Here is a 21,292-nt window from a genome sequence, read left to right as displayed (position 1 = left end):
GGGAATGATGACGTCCCGACGTCTTCCGGAGGCACCCATGCTGAGTGAAGCCGAACGCCGCTCGCTCGAGGAGATCGAGCAGCGGTTGTTAGCCGATGAGCCGAGACTCGCCCGGACGATGAACCGCGGGGTCCGGCCGTGGTTGTTCTACGCCTGCCTGTTCGTCTTCGGTGGCCTCACGGTGCTGCTGACGGTGATCGGCGCGTTCGGCCCCGCCTTCCAGTGCCTCCTGGTGACGGCCGGCGCGCTGGTGCTGCGCAGGTACCCGCTCAGACTTCGCTGACGGAAACTCGCTGACGGAAACTCGCTGGCGTCCGGACCCGGTGAGGTCCGACGATCTCCGGTGTGGGTTATCTGGAAGCGAACGGGCTCGCGTACGCCTTGCCGGACGGCAGGGAGTTGTTCCGCGACGTCTCGTTCAAGGTGAGCGGCGGCACCGTGGTGGCGCTGGTCGGGGCGAACGGCGTGGGCAAGACGACGCTGCAGCGGATCCTGTCCGGCGAGCTGGTGCCCAAGCAGGGCAGCGTGCACGTGCAGGGCGGGCTCGCGGTGATGCCGCAGTTCATCGGCTCGGTCCGCGATGAGTCACTGGTGCGCGACCTGCTGCTGTCCGTCGCACCTGAAGCGCTGCGCAAGGCCGCCCAGGAGCTCGACGACGCCGAGCTCGCGCTGATGGACACCGACGACGAAGCCGCCCAGATGCGGTATGCAAACGCTCTCACCAGCTACGGCGAGGCCGGCGGGTACGACATCGAGGTCCTCTGGGACACCGTCACCGTCGCCGCGCTCGGGCTGCCCTACGACCGGGCCCGGTTCCGCGAGGTGCGCACGCTGTCCGGTGGCGAGCAGAAACGCCTGGTCCTCGAAACGTTGTTGCGCGGGCACGAGCAGGTGCTGCTGCTCGACGAGCCGGACAACTACCTCGACGTTCCCGGCAAACGCTGGCTGGAGGACAGGCTCAAGGCCACCGACAAGGCCGTGTTCGTCGTCAGCCACGACCGCGAGCTGCTGGCCAACGCCGCCACGCACGTCGTCACGATCGAAGCGCACTCCGCGTGGACTCATGCGGGTTCATTCGGCACCTGGCACGCCGCGCGCCACAAACGCATCGAGAAGCTCAAAGAAGATCACCGCCGTTGGAACGAGGAGCACGAACGGCTCAAGGAACTCGTCAGAACCCTCCAACAACAGGCGAAGTACTACGAGTCGATGGCGCCCAAGTACCGGGTCATGTGCGGACGGCTCGAACGGTTCGAGGAAGCCGGACCGCCGCCGGAGATTCCCTCCGACGAGAAGGTCAGCCCGAGGCTCAAGGGCGGCCGCACCGGCGTGCGCGCGATCACGTGCGAAGAGCTGGAGCTGACCGGGCTGATGAAGCCGTTCTCGCAGGAGATCTTCTTCGGCGACCGGGTGGCGGTGCTGGGCTCGAACGGGTCAGGCAAGAGCCACTTCCTCAGGTTGTTGGGCGGCGATCAAGTTCGCACCAACGGCGCGTGGAAGCTCGGCGCGCGCGTTGTGCCCGGACTGTTCGCGCAGACGCACGAGCACCCGGAGTGGATCGGCCGCACGCTCGTGGACATCCTCTGGCACGGCGAGGGCCAGCGGGCCGGCAAGGACCGGGGTGCCGCGATGTCGGTGCTCAGCCGCTACGGCCTCGACAAGGCGGGTGACCAGCGGTTCGAAAACCTTTCGGGCGGGCAGCAGGCGCGGTTCCAGATCCTGCTGCTGGAGCTGTCCGGGGCGACGTTGCTGCTGCTCGACGAACCGACGGACAACCTCGACCTCGCGTCGGCGGAGGCGTTGCAGCACGCGTTGAACGACTTCGAGGGCACGGTCGTCGCGGTCACGCACGACAGGTGGTTCGCCAAGTCGTTCGACCGGTTCCTGCACTTCCGGGCGGACGGCAAGGTGTCCGAAGTGGACGAGCCGGTCTGGACTTAAGCCAGGTCCCAGGAGACGAAGGCGCCGTCGTCGATCGCCCCGCCCGCCTTCTTGTAGGTGGCCTGCGCCGCCGCGTCACCCGCGGCGGTGCCGGTCCACATCGCGTAGCAACCCCGTTCCGCCGCAAGGGCTTTCAACGCCTCCACCAGGGCGGTGCCGATGCCGCGGCGCAGGAACGCCTCGTCCACGCCGAGCTCGTAGAGGAACATCTCGGTGCCTTTGTCCGGATGTGTCGTCTCCACACCGGACACGAACCCGGCGGGCTGGTCGTCGACGTAGGCGATCAGCAGATGGCTGTGATCCTGCGCCAGGAACCGCGCGGTCGCCTCGGGCACGGGAGGCGCGTCGAACAGGTGCCCGGCGGCGAACACGTCGTCGGGGGAGGCGGCGCGGCGGATCTTCATACCGCCAGGCTAGGTGAACTTTCCTGGAGAAGCCCGAAGGCGCGTCAGCGGTCCTCGACCACAGCGGGCAGCTTCCCGTTCTTGACCAGCTCGACCAACGAGGCGTGGTCGGCCTCGGTCTGGTCGGCGTAGTCGAACGCGTACTTCGCGAACGCCTCGTCCAGGTCCTCGCCGCCACCGTTCTGGAAGTACCCGGCGAGCAGGCGCGGGTCGAGCGAACGCGTGTGCGCGCGGGCCAGCAGGGCACCCGCGAACCGGCCGTAGTCGTCGAGGTCGTCGCGTTTCAACGTGGTCGCGTCGATCTCGCCCTTGCGGTTGCGGAACTGGCGCACGATGAACGGCCGGCCCTCGATCGTGGTCCAGCCCAGCAGGATGTCCGACTCCGCCTGCACGAGCCGCGCGCCGTGCACGATCCGCTTGCCCTCGTGCTTGGCGGGCTCGACGTCCAGGAACGGCTGCAGCGCGGACGGCCTGGCTTCCTTGGCCTGCAAGACCAACGCCTCAGAGCCGTTGCCGTGCAACAGGATCAGGTAGTTGCGCAGGCCGACGCTGCCGGTCCCGACGACGCGGAACGCCACGTCGGACACGCCGTAGCGCATGATCAGGTTCGTCCGCGACTCGCGCAGAGTGTCCACGTAGGACGGCAGCGCGGCGATCACCGCTTCTTCCGTCGAAGGTGAGACGTCGGTGAAGGTCGGCGGGTTCGTGATGAACCGCCACCGCTCGCCGTCGTGCGCGGTCCACTTGGCGGCGAACCGGGCGCTGGTGTTCTTGCGGGACTTCTCCGCGGCCTTGGAGAAGTCGTTGACCAGGTCGTCGGCCTTGACCTTGGACAGCGTGGACTCGTCGCCGAGCGCCGTCCACGAGTCCAGGAACGGGATCTCGGCGAGGTGCGTGATCACGGCGCGGTAGGCGCTCACCGCGTCCTCGGCGGCGTCGCGGCAGCCCTTGTCCGACACGCCACCGACCCGGCCCGCCAGCACCAGCGAGGCGACGAGCCGCTTGAGGTCCCACTCCCACGGGCCGGGCAGCGTCTCGTCGAAGTCGTTGATGTCCATGACGATCTGGCCCTCGGGCGTGCCGTAGAGGCCGAAGTTCGCTGCGTGTGCATCACCGCACAACTGAGCGTGCAGGCCGGTCGCGCACCCGCTGGCGAGATCGCCCGCCTGGAGCCCGGCGGCGCCGCGGAAGAACGCGAACGGGTTGGCGAGCATCCGCCCGATCCGCAACGGGATGAGGTGCTCGAGCCGTCCCGCGTTGCTGGCGTTCATGAACTCCAGCACGGACGGCCGGCGGGCGGCGAGCGTCGCGGCCCGATGCGCCTTGAAGTCCACAGAGGACCGCAAAGCGCGACCCCGCGCATAAACCTCTTCCGGCTCAGTCCACGTGCCCAGCGCCGCAGCCGCCTCAGCCCGAACCCGTTCACCCATACGAGCATCATGCCTCAGGGAAAATTGATGAGGGGAGCTTTCATCAACCTCAGGTTTATGAAAGCTCCCCTCATCAAGAGCGAAAATCACCCCAAAGTGGGGCGAACTACCTCGGCGATTGCTTGGACGCCCAGGTCGATCTCGTCACGGGTGATCACCAGGGGTGGTGCTACGCGCAACGTGGACGCGTGCGTCTCCTTGCAGAGCACGCCTCGCGTGGACAGGGCCTCGGAGGCCGCACGGCCGATCGGGCCTCCAGGCGCGATCTCGACGCCGGCCCACAGGCCGCGTCCGCGCACCTCGGCCACGCCGGAGCCGACCAGCTTGTTCAGTTCGGCGTGCAGGTACGCGCCCAACGAGCGCGAGCGCTCCTGGAACTCACCGGTTGCCAGCAGGCGCACGACCGCGCGGCCCACGGCGCACGCGAGCGGGTTGCCGCCGAACGTCGACCCGTGCTCACCGGGCTTCAGCACGCCCAGCACCGCGCGCGAACCGACCACGGCGGACACCGGCAGGATGCCGCCGCCGAGCGCCTTGCCCAGCGTGTAGAGGTCGGCGCGCACACCCTCGTGGTCGAGGGCGAACAGCTCGCCGGTGCGGCCGAGCCCGGACTGGATCTCGTCGGCGATCATCAGCACGTTGTGCTCGTCGCACATGCGGCGGATCCCGGCCAGGTACCCGGCGGGCGGTACGACGACGCCGGCTTCGCCCTGGATCGGCTCGATCAGCACCGCCGCGGTGCGCGGCGAGATCGCGGCCTCGATCTCGTCGAGGTTGCCGTACTTGACGACCTTGAAGCCCGGCGTGAACGGCCCGAAGTCGTTGCGCGCGGTCTCGTCGGTGGAGAACGACACGATCGTCGTGGTGCGGCCGTGGAAGTTCGACCCGGCCACGATGATCTCGGCGGTGCCCTCCGGCACGCGCTTGACCTGGTACGCCCACTTGCGCGCGACCTTGATCGCGGACTCCACGGCCTCGGCGCCGGAGTTCATCGCGAGCACCATCTCGGTGCCGGTCAGGGAGGCGAGCTCACGGCAGAACAGGCCGAACTGGTCGTGGTGGAACGCGCGGCTGGTCAGCGTGACGCGGCCGAGCTGCTCGACGGCGGCGGCCACCAGGGCGGGGTGGCGGTGGCCGAAGTTCAGCGACGAGTAGCCGGACAGGAAGTCCAGGTACCGGCGGCCTTCGACGTCGGTGACCCACGCGCCTTCGCCGTGCGAGAGGACCACCGGCAGCGGGTGGTAGTTGTGCGTGCTCCACTCCTCGTCCAGAGCGACGTAGTCAGCGCTAGCCAGATTCATGGTTCCCGCGGTGTGGTGGTCAGCGATGGCGGTCATCCTCCAAGGCTAAGGGCGTGGACAAGCGATTTCGACCGTGAACTGTTGCGCACTGGAGCAATTCGTTGCGTAGATTCACCAGTCAGTGCGTGATCTTTGCACAGCGGGCGGAATCGACGGCGAATCGCTACGGTCAGATGATGGCGAAGAAGTCGGTTCGTGAAGCTCTGCGACTCGATGAGGTGGATCTCTCCACCCTCGACCCGGCCGGCCGTCCGATCGGCCCCAGGAACAAGAAGGAGGCGGCCGCGGACCTCGCCGTCACCGGGGCCGAACTGGACGGCCTGCAGGAAGCGCTCTACGCGGAGAACTCTCGCGCGGTGCTGCTCGTGCTGCAAGGCATGGACACCTCGGGCAAGGGTGGCGTGGTCAGCCACGTCGTCGGCCTGGTGAACCCGCAGGGCGTGCGCATCGCGTCGTTCAAGAAACCGACTCCCGCCGAACGCCGCCAGCACTTCCTGACCCGCATCAGGAAGGTGCTGCCCGAGAAGGGCCGCATCGGCGCGTTCGACCGCTCGCACTACGAGGACGTGCTCGTTCCGAAGGTCGAGAAGCTGCTGACGGCCTCCGAGATCCGGGCGCGCTACCGGGAGATCAACGCGTTCGAGCAGGAGCTCGCGGACTCCGGCGTCACGGTGATCAAGTGCTTTCTGCACATCTCGCCCGAGGTCCAGAAGGAACGGCTGATCGCCCGCCTGGACGACCCGAAGAAGCACTGGAAGTACAACCCGGCCGACATCGACGTACGCTCGAAGTGGTCCAAGTACCAGGACGCGTACACCCAGGCGTTGAAGAACTGCGCGGACACTCCCTGGTACGCCGTTCCCGCTGACCGCAAGTGGTACCGCAACTGGGCGGTGAGCCGGTTGCTGCTGGAGACCATGCGCGCGATGGACCCGAAGTTCCCGCCGCCCGCCTACGACATCGAGGCCGAGAAGGCCCGGCTGATCTCGAACGACCCGTTGCGCTAGACGCAATCTTCATTGCACCTATTGCCTGACTGTAACGGTCTAGGCCACTGTGGGCTGCGCCGCCGACGAGATTATCCGGAGGTGCTGACGGTGGGTGTGGACCGGCGACGTTTTCTCGGAGCCATGGGTGTGGGAGCTGGACTGCTGATGACCGGAGGAACCGCCGAGGCGGCACCTGTGACCCGGAGAGTCTTCTTCGGCACCTACACGACGTGGAACGGGGGAGCCAAGGGCATCGGCATCGGCACCTACGACACGGCGAACGGCCAGCTGAAGACAACTGGCGTGATCGCGGGTGTGGTCAACCCGTCGTTCGTGATCGAGTCGCGTGACGGCCGGTTCCTGTACGCGGTCAACGAGAACACCAAGGGCGAGGTCACCGCGATCAACGCGGGCACGCTCAAGGTGATCAACAAGCAGGCGACCGGCGGCGCGGACCCGTGCCACCTGACGCTTGACCCGTCCGGGAAGTTCCTGATCACCGCGGACTACTCGTCGGGCTCGCTCAGCGTGTTCCCGGTCAAGCCCGACGGCAGCCTCGGCGCGCGCACGCAGAAGGTGCAGCACAAGGGGTCGGGGCCGGACAAGGAACGTCAGGAAGGCCCGCACGCGCACCACATCGTGTTCGACCCGGCCGGCCGGTACGCGCTGGCGGTCGACCTGGGCGCGGACTCGGTGTTCGTCTACTCGTTCGTCGCGGGTCAGCTCAAGCTGGTCTCGACGGCGAAGTTCAAGCCCGGCGCCGGACCCCGGCACATCGCGTTCCACCCGAACGGCCGGACCGCGTACGTCGCGAACGAGCTCGACTCGACGATCGTGGCCTGCGCGTACGCCGACGGGAAGCTCACGCCGGGCCAGGTGCTCAAGACCGCGCCGTCCGGTGGGGTGCGCAACTACCCGGCCGAGGTGCTGGTGTCGGGTGACGGCAAGAACGTCTACCTGTCGAACCGCGGGCACGACAGCGTGGCGCACTTCGCGGTCAACGGCTCGGAGCTGTCGCTCGTCGGACACACCCCGGTGGGCGGCAAGTACCCGCGGCACGTCACGCTCGACCCGTCCGGGGCGTTCCTGTTCGCGGCCAACCAGAACTCGAACAACGTGACGTCGTTCGCGGTGGACCGGGCGACCGGGAAGCTGACCCCGTCCGGCACGCCGCTGCAGACCGCGATCCCGGTCTGCGTGCTGCCCACCCGACTGGGTTAATGCCCTTCTAGTCGATCGTCCACAGTGGTACTCCGGCCTCTATGGGTCTCATGGCTGGGGTACTGGTTGCAGCTCTGCTGGCGCCCGCTCCGTTCGCGCCGGAGTACGTCGCACTCGGCGACTCCTACGCGTCCGGGGCGGGCGCCGGTTCCTATGTGGACGGGGCCTGCCGCCGCAGTGCGAACGCCTATCCAGCATTGCGGGGCAAGGACTTCCCGTCGTTCAAGTTCGCGGCGTGCAGCGGGGCGACCACGAAGTCGCTGAGGTCGCAGTTCCGGGCGCTGACCCCGGCGACCACGCTGGTCACGATCACCATCGGTGGCAACGACCTCGGGTTCGTCGACGTCCTGACGACCTGCGTGCTCAAGAGCGACCACGCGTGTCACAAGCGGGTGGAGAAAGCTCGGCAGTTTGCCCGTGACCAGTTGCCGGGCCGGCTCGACGCCACCTACACCGCGATCAGGGAAGCTGCGCCGAACGCGGAACTGGTCGTGCTCGGCTATCCGCGGCTGTTCACGCACGTCGACGGGTGCCGCGCGCTGTCCACGATGAAGCGCGTCTCCCTCAACGACGCGGCGGACGAGCTGTCCGGAGTGATCAGCGAGGCGGCCGGCCGAGCGGGAGCGCGGTACGTGGACGTGCGGGAAGCGTTTGCGGACCACGGCGTCTGCTCCCGTGAGCCGTGGATCAACGCGCTGGTCAACCCGACCGGAGACTCCTACCACCCGAACAGGGCCGGACAGGCCGCTTACTTCACGGCGTTGACAGCGTGACTTGGTAAGTTCTAGCTTACCGTTCGTGGAGACTTACCAAACGGCGTTCGCGGCGCTCGGCGACCCGACCCGCCGCGAGATCTTCACGCTGCTCGTGGCCAGGCCACGAGCGGTGGGGGAGATCGCCGCCGAGCTGCCCGTGTCGCGGCCGGCCGTGTCCCAGCACCTCAAGGTGCTCAAGGAGGCACGGCTGGTCCGCGTGGAAGCGGAAGGCACCCGGCGGCGGTACTCCGTCGACCACGTGGGGGTGGCCGCGATGCGCGACTACCTCGACGACGTGTGGGGTCAGGCACTCGCGAACTTTGCTGCGGTGATGGAGGAGCAATGACTGGGGTTCGGAGATCGGTACTGGTGAACGCCGGTGCGGACCACGCGTTCAAGGTGTTCACGGAGAAGTTCGTGACGTGGTGGCCGGCGGCGCACCACATCGGCGAGGCGGACCTGAAGGACGTCGTCGTCGAACCGCGCGAGGGCGGTCGCTGGTACGAGATCGGCACCGACGGCGCCGAGTGCGAGTGGGGTGAGGTCAAGGCCTGGGAGCCGCCGGCGCGGTTGCTGCTCGCCTGGCACCTCAACGGTGACTGGGATTACGACCCAGACCCGGCGCGGGCGTCCGAGGTGGAGATCACCTTCACGTCCGAGGGCGACGGCACCCGAGTTGAGCTGGTGCATCGTGGTTTCGAGCGGCACTTCACGAAGCCGGAACGGGTCCGCGAGGGCGTCGGTGGAGAGGGCGGCTGGGGCGGAATTCTGCTCGGCTTCCAGCAAGCGTTCGTGTGATCATGCGCCAGTGAATTCGTTGAGGGAGGTCACGGCCACCCGGTATGTGACGCCGTTCCGCGAGGGCGGGTCGATGCCGGGGCTGGTCGAGGCCGACGACCTGGGTATGTACGTGGTGAAGTTCCGCGGCGCCGGACAGGGCGTGAAGGTGCTGGTCGCCGAGATCGTCGTCGGCGAGCTCGCCCGGCGGCTGGGCTTCCGGATACCCGAGATCGTCCTGGTCCACCTCGACCCGGAACTGGCGCGCGCGGAACCCGACCAGGAGGTCCAGGAGCTGCTGCGGGCCAGCGGCGGCCTCAACCTCGGCCTCGACTACCTGCCCGGCTCGTTCGACTTCAACCCGATCGTGCGCGACCCCGGCGTCGAGCTCGCGACGAAGCTGCTGTGGTTCGATGCCTTGGTGCTCAACGTGGACCGCAGCTGGCGCAACCCGAACATGCTGCTGTGGCACCGGGAACCGTGGCTGATCGACCACGGCGCCGCGCTGTACTTCCACTACTCGTGGAGCGAGGAGCGGCCCGCCACCAAGGACTACCGGTACGACTCGTCCGACCACGCGATGCTGCCCAACGCGGCCTCGGTGTCCGAAGTAGACGCTGAGATGGCGGAGCGGATCACGCCGGAGCTGCTCGACGAGGTCCTGGCGTTGGTGCCGGACGAGTGGCTGGAAGGCGATCCGGCCGAACTGCGGCAGCGCTACAAGGACTTCTTCACCTACCGCCTCGCCAACCGCGGCTGGGTCGACTCGCTGGAGGCCGCGCGTGCCGCACGTGTTTGAGTACGCGCTGCTGCGGGCGGTGCCGCGGCAGGAGCGGGGCGAGTTCATGAACGTGGGCGTCATCGTCTACTGCCGTGAACTGGATTTCCTGTGCGCCAAGACCTATGTGGACGGTGAGCGGCTGCGGGCGCTGGACCCGCAGCTCGACGTCGAGACGCTGGAAACGTCGCTGAAGCACCTCGCCAACTCGTGCGACGGCACTCCCGACGCCGGTCCGGTGAGCCGGACAACGGTTGGACAACGGTTCCGCTGGCTGACCGCACCGCGCAGCACGATCGTGCAGACCTCACCTGCGCATACCGGATTCACCGAAAACCCGTCGGCCGAGGTCACGCGCCTTTTCGAAGCACTGGTGCTGCCGCCCCGGTAGGTTCGTCGCAACCTGAACGGGCGCATTGCGTCCCTAGTTGCAAAGCGAATCTAAAGCGATCGGGGTTGGCGACACATGAGCGCTGGGTATCACCACGGCTACCAGCAGCCGCGGCGTCCCATGCCGCCGCAGCGGCCGATGAAGAAGAAGAGGCGTCCTGGGCGCGTCATCTTGGTGCTGCTGCTCGTCATCGTGCTGGGTGCCGTCGGTTTCTTCTTCTACGTCGACTCGACGCTGAAGCGGATCGACGCGCTGCCGGACTACGAGGGCCGGCCCGCGGACACGCCGGGCACCACGTGGCTGCTCGTCGGTTCGGACGCGCGAGAGGGCCTGACGCAGGAGCAGAAGGACGCGCTCGCCACCGGCGACGCGGCCGGTCGGCGCACCGACACCATCATGATGCTGCACCTGCCGGACAACAGTGCGGCCAAGCCGGTGCTGCTGTCGATCCCGCGTGACTCGTACGTCGCGATCGAGGGCAACGGCCGCGGCAAGGTGAACGCGGCTTACGCGTTCGGAGGGCCGCAGTTGCTCGCGAAGACCGTCGAGGGCGCGACCGGCGTGCGGATCGACCACTACATGGAGATCGGCTTCGGCGGGTTCTCCGACATGGTCGACGCGGTCGGTGGGGTCGACATCTGCATCGACGAGCCGATCAAGGACCCGCTGGCCGGCATCGACCTGCCCGCGGGCTGCCAGGAGCTCGACGGCCCGAAGGCGCTCGGGTTCGTGCGGACCCGCGCGTTCGCGACCGCTGACCTGCAGCGCGTGCAGAACCAGCGCAAGTTCCTGTCGGCGTTGTTCGAGAAGGTCAAGAGCCCGGCCACGCTCGCGAACCCGTTCCGCGTCATCCCGCTGATGAACGCGGCGTCCGGGTCGGTCTCGGTGAACACCGACGACCACGTGTGGCACCTGGCGAGCGTCGCGCTGAACATGAGCGACGCGACTTCCGGCACCGTGCCGGTCGGAGGGACTCCGACGATCGGCGGCCAGTCGGTCGTGCAGTGGAACAAGGAAAAGGCGTCGCAGCTCTTCGACCTGATCAGCAAGGACGAGCCGGTGCCCGCGGAGCTGATCGCCCCTCCGAAGTAGTTCCCTATTGCTTGACGGGCTCGGAAGTGGGCTCCGAGCTGGTCAACCCGGCCTCCTGTGCGATCTCGTCGAGCTCGCGCAGGAGGTCGTCGTAAATGGGCGTCGTGGACATCGTCGTCCCCCTCTGTCTGGATCTTCCCCCGTTCAGGTGACGGGAGCTTACGCCCCTGTACCCGTTCTTCTGGCGCGATATGCCTCCACAACGCTAAATGGTGGCTAACACCATCTTGTGACCAGGCGTTATGTGGATCCGCCACATGTTGATCACGCCGCGTGACGCCTACCGTTTCCGGTCATGTCGAGTGTCACGGGTCACACCGCGCTGGTCACCGGAGCCGCGAGCGGCATCGGCCTGGCCTGCGCCCGCGCGCTGGCCTCCGCCGGCGCCAAGGTCCATCTGGTCGACCTCGACCCCGGCGTGCGGGACATCGCCTCCGAGGTCGGTGGGATCGGGCACGTGCTCGATCTGACCTCCTCGGTCTCCGCGTTGCCCGCCGAGGTCGACGTGCTGGTCAACAACGCAGGTGTCCAGCACGTCGCACCGATCCACGAGTTCCCCGCCGAGCGCTTCTCGGCGATGGTCGAGCTCATGCTGGGAGCGGCGTTCAGGCTGTCCCGGCACGTGTTGCCGCACATGTACTCGCGCGGGTGGGGCCGGTTGGTCCACATCTCCAGCGTGCACGGGTTGCGCGCGTCCGCGTTCAAGTCCGCCTACGTCGCCGCGAAGCACGGCCTGGAAGGCTTTTCCAAGGTCGCGGCTCTCGAGGGCGCGCCGCACGGCGTGACGTCGAACTGCGTGGCTCCTGGGTACGTGCGAACTCCGTTGGTGGAGAAGCAGATCGCGGACCAGGCACGCGTGCACGGCATTTCCGAGGACGATGTCTCCTCGCAGATCTTCTTGCAGCGCAGCGCGGTCAAACGGCTGATCGAACCCTCTGAGGTGGCGGACGCCGTGTTGTGGTTGTGCGAGAACAGTTTTGTGACCGGCACGTCGTTGGCCGTCGACGGCGGCTGGACTGCTCAGTGAGCATTTCTCGGAGGAGTTGTCGATGATCAAAAAGGTAGTGGGCGCTTCACTCATCGGGACAACTGTCGAGTGGTACGACTTCTTCCTCTACGGGTCTGCCGCGGCGCTGGTGTTCAACAAGCTGTTCTTCCCGACCGCTGATCCGCTGACCGGCACGCTGCTCGCGTTCACCACGTACGCGATCGGCTTCCTGGCGCGGCCGCTGGGCGGTGTGGTCTTCGGCCACTTCGGGGATCGCTTGGGGCGCAAGAAGTTGCTCGTGCTGTCGCTGCTGCTGATGGGCGGCGCGACGATGTTGATGGGTGTGCTGCCGACGTACGCGTCGGTGGGTGTCCTCGCGCCGTTGCTGCTGACGTTGCTGCGCCTCGTGCAGGGCTTCGCTCTGGGCGGCGAGTGGGGCGGGGCCGTGCTCATCGTGTCGGAGCACGGTGATCCGGCGCGGCGAGGGTTCTGGGCGTCGTGGCCGCAAGCCGGTGTGCCGTGCGGGAACCTGCTGGCCACGGCGGTGCTCGCGGTGCTGGCGTCGGTGCAGTCGGACGCGGACTTCCTGGCGTGGGGCTGGCGGATCCCGTTCCTGCTCTCCGGTGTGCTCGTGGTGATCGGCCTGTGGATCCGGCTGTCGGTGTCCGAGTCGCCGATCTTCCTGGCGGCCCAGGAGAAGGTGGCCCAGGAGAAGGCTCAGCAGAAGTCGGACGTGCGCGAGAAGGCGCCGGTGCTGGAGCTGCTGAAGCACAACTGGCGCGAGGTCCTGATCGCGATGGGTGCGCGGTTCGCCGAGAACGTGTCGTACTACGTGATCACGGCGTTCATCCTGGTCTACGTGGTGACCGGGCTGGGGCTGTCGAAGTCGGTGGGACTCAACGCGGTGCTGATCGCCTCGGCCGTGCACCTGGTGACGATTCCGGTGTGGGGTCACCTGTCGGACAGGTTCGGGCGGCGGTCGGTCTACCTGGTCGGTGCGGTCGGCATGGGCGCGTGGATCTTCGCGTTCTTCGCGTTGCTCGACACGAAGGACCCGGTGCTGATCACGTTGGCCACCACCGTCGGACTCGTGCTGCACGGCGCGATGTACGGGCCGCAGGCGGCGTTCTTCTCGGAGCTGTTCGGGACGCGGGTGCGGTACTCGGGCGCGTCGGTCGGCTACCAGTTGGCGTCGATCGCGGCAGGTGCGCTGGCACCGTTGATCGCGACGGCGTTGCTGAAGGCCTACGGATCGTCGTTCCCCATCGCGGTGTACGTCGTGATCACGTGCGTGATCACCGTGGTCGCGGTGCTGATGGCGCGGGAGACCCGTGGTGCGGATCTGGAGGAACGTGACAGGGTTGGGGTGTGACACGACGGCGTGAGGCCGAACTGGCGGCGTTGTTCGAGACCGCGTCCGAGCTCGCGGGCATGCGCGACCCGGACGCGGTGCTCCGCTCGATCGTGCGCAGGGCCCGGACGTTGCTCGGGACGGACGTTTCGTACCTGTCGATGAACGACGACCCGGACGGCACCTACATGCGGGTGACGGACGGGTCGTTCTCGCCGTTGTTCCAGAAGGTCCGGCTCGGCCTCGGCGAGGGGCTGGGCGGGCTGGTGGCGCAGACCGCGCGGCCGTACGCGACGTCCGACTACTTCGCCGACGCCCGGTTCAACCACACTCGGCCGATCGACTCCGCGGTGCACGACGAGGGCCTGGTCGCGATCCTGGGTGTGCCGCTGAAGCTCGACTCGACGGTCATCGGCGTGCTGTACGCGGCCGACCGGACCTCGCGGGAGTTCCCGCCGGAGCAGGTCGCGCTGCTGCAGTCGCTGGCCGACCACGCGGCCATCGCGATCGACACGGCGTCGTTGTTCGCGACGATCCAGTCGCACAACGAGGCCATGAAACGGGCCGAGGAGGCGCACGACCGGCTCACCGACCTGGTGCTGCGCGGCGGTTCGTCGGCCGAGGTGGCGGCGGCCGTGGGGGAGTTGCTCGGCGGACCGGTCGAGGTGCTGGAAACCGTGCCGTCGCTGGTCGTGCGGGCCAACGGGCGGGCCGTGCTGATCGACGACGTGTGGGTGTGCGCGGTGCTCGCCGGCTCGGAGTTGCTGGGTGGCCTCGCGCTGGCCGGACGACCGGACCTCTCGGACGCGGACCGGCGGGTGTTCGAACGGTCGGCGGCAGTGACCGCGTTGTTGTTGCTGCTGCGAAGAACCGTGGCGGAGGCGGAGAACAAGGTCCGCGGCGAGCTGATCACCGACATCCTGGACGGACGTGACCCGGTGGGGCTGGCGGCTCGGGCGCGGCGGGTCGGCGTCGAGCTGTCGGAACCGCACGTGGTGCTGGTGGCGGACGGGAACCTTTCCGCCGCAACGCATTACGCGTCCGTCTACGGAGGACTTGCCGGATCGCGCGACCGTGATGTCGTGCTGGCGCTGCCTTCGTCGTCCACGAGCGTCGCGCGTGAGGTGGCGAAGGCGTTGGACGCGACGGTGGGTGCGTGCGGGCCGGTCGTGGGGCCGGTGGCCATCGCGGCGGCCTACGAGGAAGCGCGGCGGTGCCTGCGGGCGTTGCTGCAACTGGGGCGGGAGAAGGACGCCGCGACGATGTCGGACCTCGGGTTCGTCGGGGTGCTGCTGGGGGATCGCGCGGACGTGTCCGGGTACGTGCGGTCGGTGCTGGGACCGGTGCTGGACTACGACGCCGAGCGCGGCACGGAACTGGTGCACACGCTGGAGATCTACTTCCGCTGCGGCGCGAACCTGAGTCGTGCCAAGGCGGAGCTGCACCTCCACGTCAACACGGTCACGCAACGGCTCGACCGGGTGTCGTCGTTGCTCGGCGACTGGCAGTCGCCGGACCGTGTGCTGGAGGTGCAGCTCGCCTTGCGGCTACTGCGTTTGCAGCGCTAGTGGGTGAGGCCGAAGAACTCCAGTGCGACGGCGGCCATGCCGGTCGACGGCAGGCTGTGGCCGGCGCCCTGGATGCTGTAGGCCTCGACCTTGTCGGCGTAGCGGCGGCGGTTCCAGTTGGCGCGCGGGGTGTCGCTGGACGTCGGTGTCTGGCTCAGGCCGAACACGTTGGTCCACTGCTCGATCGATTCCTGCAGCAGGGAGTACGGCACGAGGGTGTCGGCGGTGCCGTGCCACAGCTGGACTCGCGGCCGGGGACCGGTGTAGCCGGGGTAGGCCTGCCGGACCGCGTCACCCCACTGCTGCGGGGTGCGGTTCATGGTTCCGTTGGTGCACTTGCTGCCGGGCGGCGGGAAGTCGGCGGCGTTGGCGAAGCAGTTGAAGGGCACGCCCATGAACGCCGCGCCCGCCTTGAACACGTCCGGGTAGAGGGCGAGCATGTGCTGGGTCATCATGCCGCCGGACGACGATCCAGTGGCGAAGACGCGAGTCGGGTCGCCTCCGTAGCGCTGCTGGGAGTAGGTCACCATCGAGATGATCGACACCGGGTCGCTGCCGCCGCCACGACGTTTCGCGGCGTCGGACCAGGTGTCGAAGCACTTGCCGAACCCGGCCTGCTGTTGTGCGCTCGGGTAGATGACGATGAACCCGTACCTGTTGGCGAGCGAGGCGAACTCGCTGCCCGAGTAGAAGCCGGGACCTGAGCCGCCGCAGCCGTGCATGGCGACCACGATCGCGGGCTTGGCCGGGCGGGTGTCCGGCACGTAGACGTGCATGCGCATCCGGCCGGGGTTGTCACCGAAGCCGGTCACCTCCACGAGGGACGCCGCGGATGCCTGCGGTGCGAGCAGGACGCCGGCGATGGTGAGCAGGGTGCTGACGAGCGTCATGAGTGTTTTGCGTGTGGTCATCGTGGACCTCCGGTCAGGGTTCCGGGGCACCAAAAGTATTCAGATCGGTGACGGCCGTCAATATTTTGCCGAATGACGCGGGGCGGCGTTCGACGAATAATGGGCCGATGTCAGCAGCTGTGACTCCTCCGGACGGTGGCGTGGCCGGGTCGCCCGTGCGCCCGGAAGCCGCGGCCCTCGCCCTGTTCGGTGACCACGTGCTCGACCGGCGGGTGGCTGTGTCGACGGGCGGCGTCGTCGCCGCGCTCGGGCGGCTCGGTCTCGGTGAGGCGGCCATCAGGACGGCCCTGACCCGGATGGGGCGTCGCGGCCTGCTCCGCACGGTCCGTCAAGGGCGGCAGGCGTTCCTGGGGCTCACCGAGCACGGGATCGCGGTGTTGCGCGACGGTCAGCGCAAGCTCGACGGCGAGATCGTCGACCGGCACTGGGACGGCCGGTGGACGCTGCTGACGTTCTCGGTGCCGGAGAGCAGGCGCGCGGACCGGCACGCGCTGCGCACCCGCTTGGGCTGGTTCGGGTTCGGGCCGTTGCGCAGCGGCCTGTGGGTTTCGACGTCGGACGCGGACGTCTCGGCGACGCTGGCGGAGCTCGACCTTCTCGAGCACGCCGAGGTGTTCCGGGCGGAGGCGTTCAGGTGGACCGACCCCGTGCGGATCGCCGCGGAGGCCTGGGACCTGCCGGCGATCGCCGCGGGATACGAGAGCTTCCTGCTGCGCTGGGAGGACGGGGGATTCGAGCACCTCGACGAACTGTCCAGGCGGATCCTGCTGGACGCGGAGTGGTTGCTGCTGATCCGCCGTGACCCGGTGCTGCCGTCCGTGCTGCTGCCGGAGGGCTGGCCGGGAACGCGGGCCGCGGAACGGTTCCGCACGTTGCGCCACGGGTGGGCGCAACGTGCGGTGGAACTGGCCGCGGACGTGCTCGAATCCGTTGTGGACGAACGAGGTTCACGCCCGGACTGAGCTGACCGCGTCTCCGGCCGGGGCATCGGAGTTGCCGAACGGTTTGGCGATCAGCATGTAGACCAGGCCGATGCCGACCACGAGCGCGCCGCTGAGGATCACGACGTAGTTGTCGTACCAGGGCGCGTCCGGGGTGCGCGGCCAGACCATGTTCACCATCGCCGCGACGCCGTACGCGAGCGCCAGGACGTTGATGACCAGGCCCCAGCGGCCGAGCGTGAACTCGCCGGACGGCGTCCAGCCCTTGAGCCTTGCCCGCAGCGCCGCGAACACGACCATCTGGAAGCCCAGGTAGATGCCGAGCGTCGCGAACGACACGATCTTGTCCAGCGCGTTCGTGGACAGCATCGACGCGAACACGATGACCACCGGGATGAGACCGGCGAGCGCGAGCGCGTACGGCGGGATGTGCCGCTTCTGGTTGAACTTCGCGAGTGCCTTGTGCCCGAACAACATCTTGTCGCGGGCGTAGGAGTAGGTCAGGCGGGACGCGGCGGCCTGCAGCGACATCGTGCAGGACAGGAACGAGATCAGCACGACCGCGATCACGATCTTGTAGCCGACCGGGCCGAACGCGCCTGTCAGGACGTTCGTGACCGGGTCGGCGTCCTCACCGCTGATGACCTTGCCGAAGTCCGGCACCGCGAGCAGCAGCGACAGGCACGCGAACGTGGCCGCCGCGCCGCCGATGTAGATGGTGCGGCGCATGGCCTTCGGGATGACGCGGCCGGGGTCCTTGACCTCTTCCGCGGTGTCACCGCACGCCTCGAAGCCGTAGTACTGGTAGAGGCCGATGATGCCCGCCGCGAAGAACGCCGGCAGGTAGCTGCCGGACCCGCCGGCGCCGAAGCTGTCGAACAGCACGCCCAGGCCGTGGATCCGGTTGTCCACCAGCAGCCAGATGCCGACCGCGAGCGCGCCGACGATCTCCGCGGCGAACCCGAAGATGGCGGCCCAGGACAGCACCTTCGTGCCCGCGTAGTTGATCAGCGTGGACACCACGATGATCGCGATCGCGCACAGCACGGTGTTGCCGACGGTGGCGGTGTAGCCGAGAAGCGTTGCCAGATAAGGGCCGGCGCCGTAGCTGACGGACGCGATGGTGACCAGCAGGGCGATCATGTAGACCCAGCCGGTCATCCACGCCCAGCGCTTGCCCCACAGGCGGCGTGCCCAGGGGTACACGCCGCCCGCGACCGGGTACTGCGCCACGAGCTCGCCGAACACGAGCGCGACCAGGAACTGGCCGACGCCCGCGACGACGAAGCTCCAGATCATCGGCGGACCGCCCAGGGCGAGGGCGGTGCCGAACAACGTGTACGTGCTGACCACGGGGGAGAGGTACGTGAAGCCGAGCGAGAAGTTCGCCCACGGGCTCATGTCCCGCTTGAACTCCGACGTGTACCCGAGGTCCTTGAGCCGGTCTTCCTCCGTCAGCACCGGTTTCGGGGCAGTGGCGGTCACAGCGAAATCACCAAGTCTCCCTGATCAGGTCGGCGGCGCGCTCTCCAATCATGAGAACCGTGACCATCGGGTTCACGGTCGGCATGGTGGGGAACACGGACGCGTCGACCACTCGCAGGCCTTCCAGCCCGATGACCTTGAGGTCACCGTCCACAACGGACCCGATCGCGCACGTGCCGGCCGGGTGGTAGACGGTGTGGGCTGCTCTGCGTCCGTACTCGGACAGGGCCTCGTCGCTCGTGACGTCCGGTCCGGGGGCGATCTCCCGCTTGAGCCACGACTTCAGCGGTTCCTGCTCGGCGATCTGGCGGGCGATCTTGAAGCCGTCGACCAGGGTCTGCTCGTCGTAGCCGTCGGGGTCGGTGAAGTACCCGAAGTCGAGCGCGGGCTTCTCGGTGGGGTCGCTGGACTTCAGCCACAGCTTGCCCTTGCTGTGCGGCCTGGGGATGTTCGGCGTCATGCAGACCCCGTGCTCCACCTTCGGGTAGCCGAGGCGTTCCGTGTTGGTGGTGAACGGGATCTGGTAGAAGTGGAACATCAGGTCCGGTCGCGGGTCTGACTCATCGCGCCGGATGAACAGGCCGGCGTCGGAGTCCATCACCGAGTTCTCCGGCAACGGTTTCGTGGTCTCCCAGACGATGACCGACTCGGGGTGGTCGAGCAGGTTCTCGCCGACGCCGGGCAGGTCGTGCTTGACCTCGATGCCGATCTTGCTGAGGTGTTCGGCGTCGCCGATGCCCGAGAGCATCATCAACCGCGGGGTGTCGATGGCGCCCGCGCAGAGCAGAACCTCTTTGCCGGCCTCGACGTAGCCCTTGTCGGTGTGCACGCCGATCGCGCGGTTGCCGTCGAACTCGATCCTGCTCGCCCAGGTGTCGAGCAGCAGGGTCAGGTTCTTCCGGCTGTCGAGGATCGGGTGCAGGTAGGCGGTGGAGGCGCTGGAACGCTGGTTGTTCTTCTCCGGGTGGTAGGCGATGGAGAAGAAGCCGACGCCGTCCTCGAACGGCGTCGCGTTGAAGTTGTCGATCTCCGGGACGTCGACGGCCTTCTGCGCGGCGGCCACGAAGTCCTTGGCGATCGGGTTCCGGTCCTTCTCCACCACCGGGATGATGTTGAGCTGGACCTTGTCGTAGTACGGGCCGACCGCGTCCCACGTCCAGCCGTGGCCCCAGTCGTCGAGGTCCTGCGGCAACGGCTTGAAGCAGATCAGCGTGTTGTGGCTGGAACACCCGCCGAGCACCTTCGCGCGGCTGTGCCGGATGTGCGAGTTGCCGCGGGGCTGTTCGACCGTGGGGTAGTCGTAGTCGTACTCGGTCTCCAGCAGGTTGATCCAGTTGCGCAGGTTGAGGATCTTCTCGTCACCGACGTCGGACGGGCCGCCCTCGATGACCGCGACCGTCACGTTCTCGTCTTCGGTCAGTCTCGCCGCGAGCACGCAGCCCGCCGTACCGCCGCCGACGATCACGTAGTCATATGCGGTCACTTGTCGGAGTCCTTTCGCGCGAACCAGTTCTGGGCTTGGGGCTTGAGGTTCTGGTAGACGTGCTTGGGCTCCGTGTACTCGTGCAGGCCCGCCGTGCCGAGTTCGCGTCCGACGCCACTGCGCTTGAAGCCGCCCCATTCGGCCTGCGGCAGGTACGGGCCGAACTCGTTGATCCAGACCGTGCCGTGGCGGAGCTTCTTCGCGACGCGCTGGGCCTTGTCGAGGTCCTGGCTCCAGACACCGCCCGCGAGGCCGTACTCGGTGTCGTTGCCGAGCCTGATCGCGTCTTCCTCGGTCTCGAACCGCTCGGCGGTGATGATCGGGCCGAACGTCTCGTCCTGGACCAGCTTCATGTCCCTGGTGCAGTCCGCGTAGACGGTGGGGCGGAAGAAGAAACCGTTCTGCAGCTCGGGCTCGTCCGGTCGCTTGCCACCCGCCTTGAGGGTCGCGCCTTCCTGCGCGGCGATTTCGACGTAGCTCTCGACCTTGGCGCGGTGCTCGGCGCTCACCAGTGGCCCGGACTCGGTGTCCTCGTCGAAACCGTTGCCCAGCTTGATGAGATCCGCCCTGCGCGCGACCTCGTCGACGAAGTCGTCGTAGATGCTCGAGTGCACGATGAGCCTCGTGCCGGACGAGCAGACCTGGCCCGCGTGGAAGAACGCCGCCGTGAGCGCGTAGTCGACGGCGGTGTCGAAGTCGGTGTCCGCGAAGACGATGTTCGGGTTCTTGCCGCCGAGTTCGAGGGCGACCTTCTTCACGGTCTTCGCCGCCGCCGCCATGATCCGCTGGCCGGTGGCGAGGCTGCCGGTGAACGAGATCAGGTCGACGTCGGGGTGCTCGCTCAGCGGTGCGCCCACCTCGGGGCCGGTGCCGAGGACGAGGTTCGCGACGCCGTCGGGCAGGCCGGCCTCCTGCAGCAGTTCGAACAGCTTGATGGTGGTCAGCGGGGTGATCTCGCTCGGCTTCGCCACCAGGGTGTTGCCCGCGAGCAGAGCCGGCGCGATCTTCCACGAGACCTGCAGCAGCGGGTAGTTCCAGGGCGCGATCAGGCCGCAGACGCCGACGGGTTCGTAGTCGACGCGGCTGACGACGTCCGCCGGCGCACCCTGGACGATCTTCGGGTGCAACAGCCCGGCGAGGTTGCCGTAGTAGCGGAACACGGAGACGACGTCGTCCACGTCGATGCGGCTCTCGACCAGCGTCTTGCCGGTGTCGAGCGTCTCGGTGCGGGCGATCTCCTCCTTGTCGCGCTCCAGGAGGTCCGCGACGCGGTTCAGGACGGCGGCCCGGTGCTCGGGCGCCGCGTGCTGCCAATCGCCGTGGTCGAAGGCGTGGCGGGCTCTCGCGATCGCAGCGATCGCCTGCTCGCGGGTTTGGTCCTCGACCTCGGTGAGAACACTCTGATCGAAGGGGTTGATGATCTGCCGCACCGGCGACACGGACGCCTCCCTGTTTCGTGTGTCCACGAAGGACACTGGGGTGTAGC

The 21,292-nt window shown here is 67.8% G+C and carries 21 protein-coding genes; 14 read left to right on the top strand and 7 right to left on the bottom strand.

Annotated elements, in window-relative coordinates; genetic code table 11:
- Window positions 1–37 precede the first annotated feature (37 nt).
- Together G7043_RS31185 and G7043_RS31180 are read left to right on the top strand one after the other, a co-directional pair.
- Entirely contained in the window at window positions 38–283 is a 246-nt protein-coding gene (locus G7043_RS31185) for a DUF3040 domain-containing protein (protein ID WP_166051700.1), read from the top strand.
- Between the two features lie 62 nt (window positions 284–345).
- Window positions 346–1,941: an ABC-F family ATP-binding cassette domain-containing protein gene (locus G7043_RS31180; protein ID WP_166051698.1), complete on the top strand. Its 1,596-nt coding sequence runs from the start codon at window positions 346–348 to the stop codon at window positions 1,939–1,941.
- Here the strand turns inward: G7043_RS31180 and G7043_RS31175 are convergent.
- From G7043_RS31175 to rocD, 3 genes are all read right to left on the bottom strand, one after another.
- Entirely contained in the window at window positions 1,938–2,345 is a 408-nt protein-coding gene (locus G7043_RS31175) for a GNAT family N-acetyltransferase (RefSeq protein WP_166051696.1), read from the bottom strand. The genes G7043_RS31180 and G7043_RS31175 overlap by 4 nt on opposite strands.
- A gap of 44 nt (window positions 2,346–2,389) precedes the next feature.
- The gene (locus G7043_RS31170) at window positions 2,390–3,775 is read right to left on the bottom strand and encodes a DUF2252 domain-containing protein (protein WP_166051694.1); all 1,386 of its coding nucleotides are present in this window, start codon (window positions 3,773–3,775) and stop codon (window positions 2,390–2,392) included.
- A gap of 86 nt (window positions 3,776–3,861) precedes the next feature.
- The gene (gene rocD, locus G7043_RS31165) at window positions 3,862–5,112 is read right to left on the bottom strand and encodes an ornithine--oxo-acid transaminase (protein ID WP_207311945.1); all 1,251 of its coding nucleotides are present in this window, start codon (window positions 5,110–5,112) and stop codon (window positions 3,862–3,864) included.
- A 140-nt stretch (window positions 5,113–5,252) separates the two neighbouring features.
- On the opposite strand from rocD, the gene G7043_RS31160 reads away from it, so the two are divergent.
- The 11 genes from G7043_RS31160 to G7043_RS31110 all read left to right on the top strand — a co-directional run bounded on the left by G7043_RS31160 (window position 5,253) and on the right by G7043_RS31110 (window position 14,986).
- A complete protein-coding gene (locus G7043_RS31160) occupies window positions 5,253–6,083 on the top strand; it encodes a PPK2 family polyphosphate kinase (RefSeq protein WP_166051692.1) in 831 nt (276 codons plus the stop codon).
- Between the two features lie 123 nt (window positions 6,084–6,206).
- Window positions 6,207–7,286 (top strand): lactonase family protein, encoded by a 1,080-nt coding sequence (locus tag G7043_RS31155; RefSeq protein WP_207311944.1) that lies wholly within the window; start codon window positions 6,207–6,209, stop codon window positions 7,284–7,286.
- A gap of 50 nt (window positions 7,287–7,336) precedes the next feature.
- On the top strand, window positions 7,337–8,059 hold the full coding sequence (locus G7043_RS31150) for an SGNH/GDSL hydrolase family protein (RefSeq protein WP_242642832.1): 723 nt from the start codon (window positions 7,337–7,339) through the stop codon (window positions 8,057–8,059).
- Window positions 8,060–8,084: 25 nt separating this feature from the next.
- On the top strand, window positions 8,085–8,387 hold the full coding sequence (locus tag G7043_RS31145) for an ArsR/SmtB family transcription factor (protein WP_313888167.1): 303 nt from the start codon (window positions 8,085–8,087) through the stop codon (window positions 8,385–8,387).
- Complete coding sequence (locus tag G7043_RS31140) at window positions 8,384–8,839, top strand: SRPBCC family protein (protein WP_166051687.1); 456 nt, start codon at window positions 8,384–8,386, stop codon at window positions 8,837–8,839. The genes G7043_RS31145 and G7043_RS31140 overlap by 4 nt, the downstream gene beginning before the upstream one ends.
- Before the next feature lie 10 nt (window positions 8,840–8,849).
- Window positions 8,850–9,617 carry a HipA family kinase gene (locus G7043_RS31135; protein ID WP_166051685.1) on the top strand — a complete coding sequence of 256 codons (768 nt, stop codon included), beginning with the start codon at window positions 8,850–8,852 and terminating at the stop codon, window positions 9,615–9,617.
- Window positions 9,601–9,987 carry a DUF3037 domain-containing protein gene (locus G7043_RS31130; RefSeq protein WP_166051683.1) on the top strand — a complete coding sequence of 129 codons (387 nt, stop codon included), beginning with the start codon at window positions 9,601–9,603 and terminating at the stop codon, window positions 9,985–9,987. Before G7043_RS31135 ends, G7043_RS31130 begins: the two co-directional genes overlap by 17 nt.
- Window positions 9,988–10,062: 75 nt before the next feature.
- Window positions 10,063–11,079 (top strand): LCP family protein, encoded by a 1,017-nt coding sequence (locus tag G7043_RS31125; RefSeq protein WP_166051681.1) that lies wholly within the window; start codon window positions 10,063–10,065, stop codon window positions 11,077–11,079.
- 295 nt (window positions 11,080–11,374) lie between these two features.
- Window positions 11,375–12,106, top strand: coding sequence for a 3-hydroxybutyrate dehydrogenase (locus tag G7043_RS31120; protein WP_166051679.1), 732 nt, complete (start codon window positions 11,375–11,377; stop codon window positions 12,104–12,106).
- A 22-nt stretch (window positions 12,107–12,128) separates the two neighbouring features.
- A complete protein-coding gene (locus G7043_RS31115) occupies window positions 12,129–13,439 on the top strand; it encodes an MFS transporter (RefSeq protein ID WP_166051677.1) in 1,311 nt (436 codons plus the stop codon).
- A complete protein-coding gene (locus tag G7043_RS31110) occupies window positions 13,436–14,986 on the top strand; it encodes a helix-turn-helix domain-containing protein (RefSeq protein ID WP_313888166.1) in 1,551 nt (516 codons plus the stop codon). Before G7043_RS31115 ends, G7043_RS31110 begins: the two co-directional genes overlap by 4 nt.
- Here the strand turns inward: G7043_RS31110 and G7043_RS31105 are convergent.
- Complete coding sequence (locus G7043_RS31105; RefSeq protein ID WP_207311985.1) at window positions 14,983–15,876, bottom strand: extracellular catalytic domain type 1 short-chain-length polyhydroxyalkanoate depolymerase; 894 nt, start codon at window positions 15,874–15,876, stop codon at window positions 14,983–14,985. The genes G7043_RS31110 and G7043_RS31105 overlap by 4 nt on opposite strands.
- Before the next feature lie 128 nt (window positions 15,877–16,004).
- Between G7043_RS31105 and G7043_RS31100 the strand changes: the two genes are divergently transcribed.
- A complete protein-coding gene (locus G7043_RS31100) occupies window positions 16,005–16,859 on the top strand; it encodes a PaaX family transcriptional regulator (protein ID WP_166051674.1) in 855 nt (284 codons plus the stop codon).
- On the opposite strand, the gene G7043_RS31095 is transcribed toward G7043_RS31100, so the two are convergent.
- Genes G7043_RS31095 through G7043_RS31085 form a run of 3 tightly spaced genes read right to left on the bottom strand, consistent with a single transcriptional unit; the run spans window position 16,845 to window position 21,245 of the window.
- A complete protein-coding gene (locus tag G7043_RS31095) occupies window positions 16,845–18,323 on the bottom strand; it encodes an APC family permease (protein ID WP_313888165.1) in 1,479 nt (492 codons plus the stop codon). The two genes, G7043_RS31100 and G7043_RS31095, sit on opposite strands and share 15 nt — an antisense overlap.
- 7 nt (window positions 18,324–18,330) lie before the next feature.
- The gene (locus tag G7043_RS31090; RefSeq protein ID WP_166051672.1) at window positions 18,331–19,806 is read right to left on the bottom strand and encodes a GMC family oxidoreductase; all 1,476 of its coding nucleotides are present in this window, start codon (window positions 19,804–19,806) and stop codon (window positions 18,331–18,333) included.
- Window positions 19,803–21,245: an aldehyde dehydrogenase family protein gene (locus tag G7043_RS31085; RefSeq protein ID WP_390828472.1), complete on the bottom strand. Its 1,443-nt coding sequence runs from the start codon at window positions 21,243–21,245 to the stop codon at window positions 19,803–19,805. The genes G7043_RS31090 and G7043_RS31085 overlap by 4 nt, the downstream gene beginning before the upstream one ends.
- Between the last annotated feature and the right edge of the window lie 47 nt (window positions 21,246–21,292).

Origin of the sequence: Lentzea alba, assembly GCF_011067745.1 — a bacterium.
GTDB classification, from domain to species: domain Bacteria; phylum Actinomycetota; class Actinomycetes; order Mycobacteriales; family Pseudonocardiaceae; genus Lentzea; species Lentzea alba.
The sequence above is the reverse complement of the archived record's forward strand: the minus strand, read 5'-3'. Positions and strand labels throughout refer to the sequence as shown.

What these genes read in the sequence shown, in the direction of transcription:
- G7043_RS31125 (WP_166051681.1), top strand. Translation starts at nt 10,063, where the DNA reads ATGAGCGCTGGGTATCACCACGGCTACCAGCAGCCGCGGCGTCCCATG.
- G7043_RS31115 (WP_166051677.1), top strand. Translation starts at nt 12,129, where the DNA reads ATGATCAAAAAGGTAGTGGGCGCTTCACTCATCGGGACAACTGTCGAG.
- G7043_RS31175 (WP_166051696.1), bottom strand. Translation starts at nt 2,345, where the DNA reads ATGAAGATCCGCCGCGCCGCCTCCCCCGACGACGTGTTCGCCGCCGGG.
- G7043_RS31150 (WP_242642832.1), top strand. Translation starts at nt 7,337, where the DNA reads ATGGCTGGGGTACTGGTTGCAGCTCTGCTGGCGCCCGCTCCGTTCGCG.
- G7043_RS31120 (WP_166051679.1), top strand. Translation starts at nt 11,375, where the DNA reads ATGTCGAGTGTCACGGGTCACACCGCGCTGGTCACCGGAGCCGCGAGC.
- G7043_RS31155 (WP_207311944.1), top strand. Translation starts at nt 6,207, where the DNA reads ATGGGTGTGGGAGCTGGACTGCTGATGACCGGAGGAACCGCCGAGGCG.
- G7043_RS31100 (WP_166051674.1), top strand. Translation starts at nt 16,005, where the DNA reads ATGTCAGCAGCTGTGACTCCTCCGGACGGTGGCGTGGCCGGGTCGCCC.
- G7043_RS31185 (WP_166051700.1), top strand. Translation starts at nt 38, where the DNA reads ATGCTGAGTGAAGCCGAACGCCGCTCGCTCGAGGAGATCGAGCAGCGG.
- G7043_RS31170 (WP_166051694.1), bottom strand. Translation starts at nt 3,775, where the DNA reads ATGGGTGAACGGGTTCGGGCTGAGGCGGCTGCGGCGCTGGGCACGTGG.
- rocD (WP_207311945.1), bottom strand. Translation starts at nt 5,112, where the DNA reads ATGACCGCCATCGCTGACCACCACACCGCGGGAACCATGAATCTGGCT.
- G7043_RS31105 (WP_207311985.1), bottom strand. Translation starts at nt 15,876, where the DNA reads ATGACGCTCGTCAGCACCCTGCTCACCATCGCCGGCGTCCTGCTCGCA.
- G7043_RS31140 (WP_166051687.1), top strand. Translation starts at nt 8,384, where the DNA reads ATGACTGGGGTTCGGAGATCGGTACTGGTGAACGCCGGTGCGGACCAC.
- G7043_RS31160 (WP_166051692.1), top strand. Translation starts at nt 5,253, where the DNA reads ATGGCGAAGAAGTCGGTTCGTGAAGCTCTGCGACTCGATGAGGTGGAT.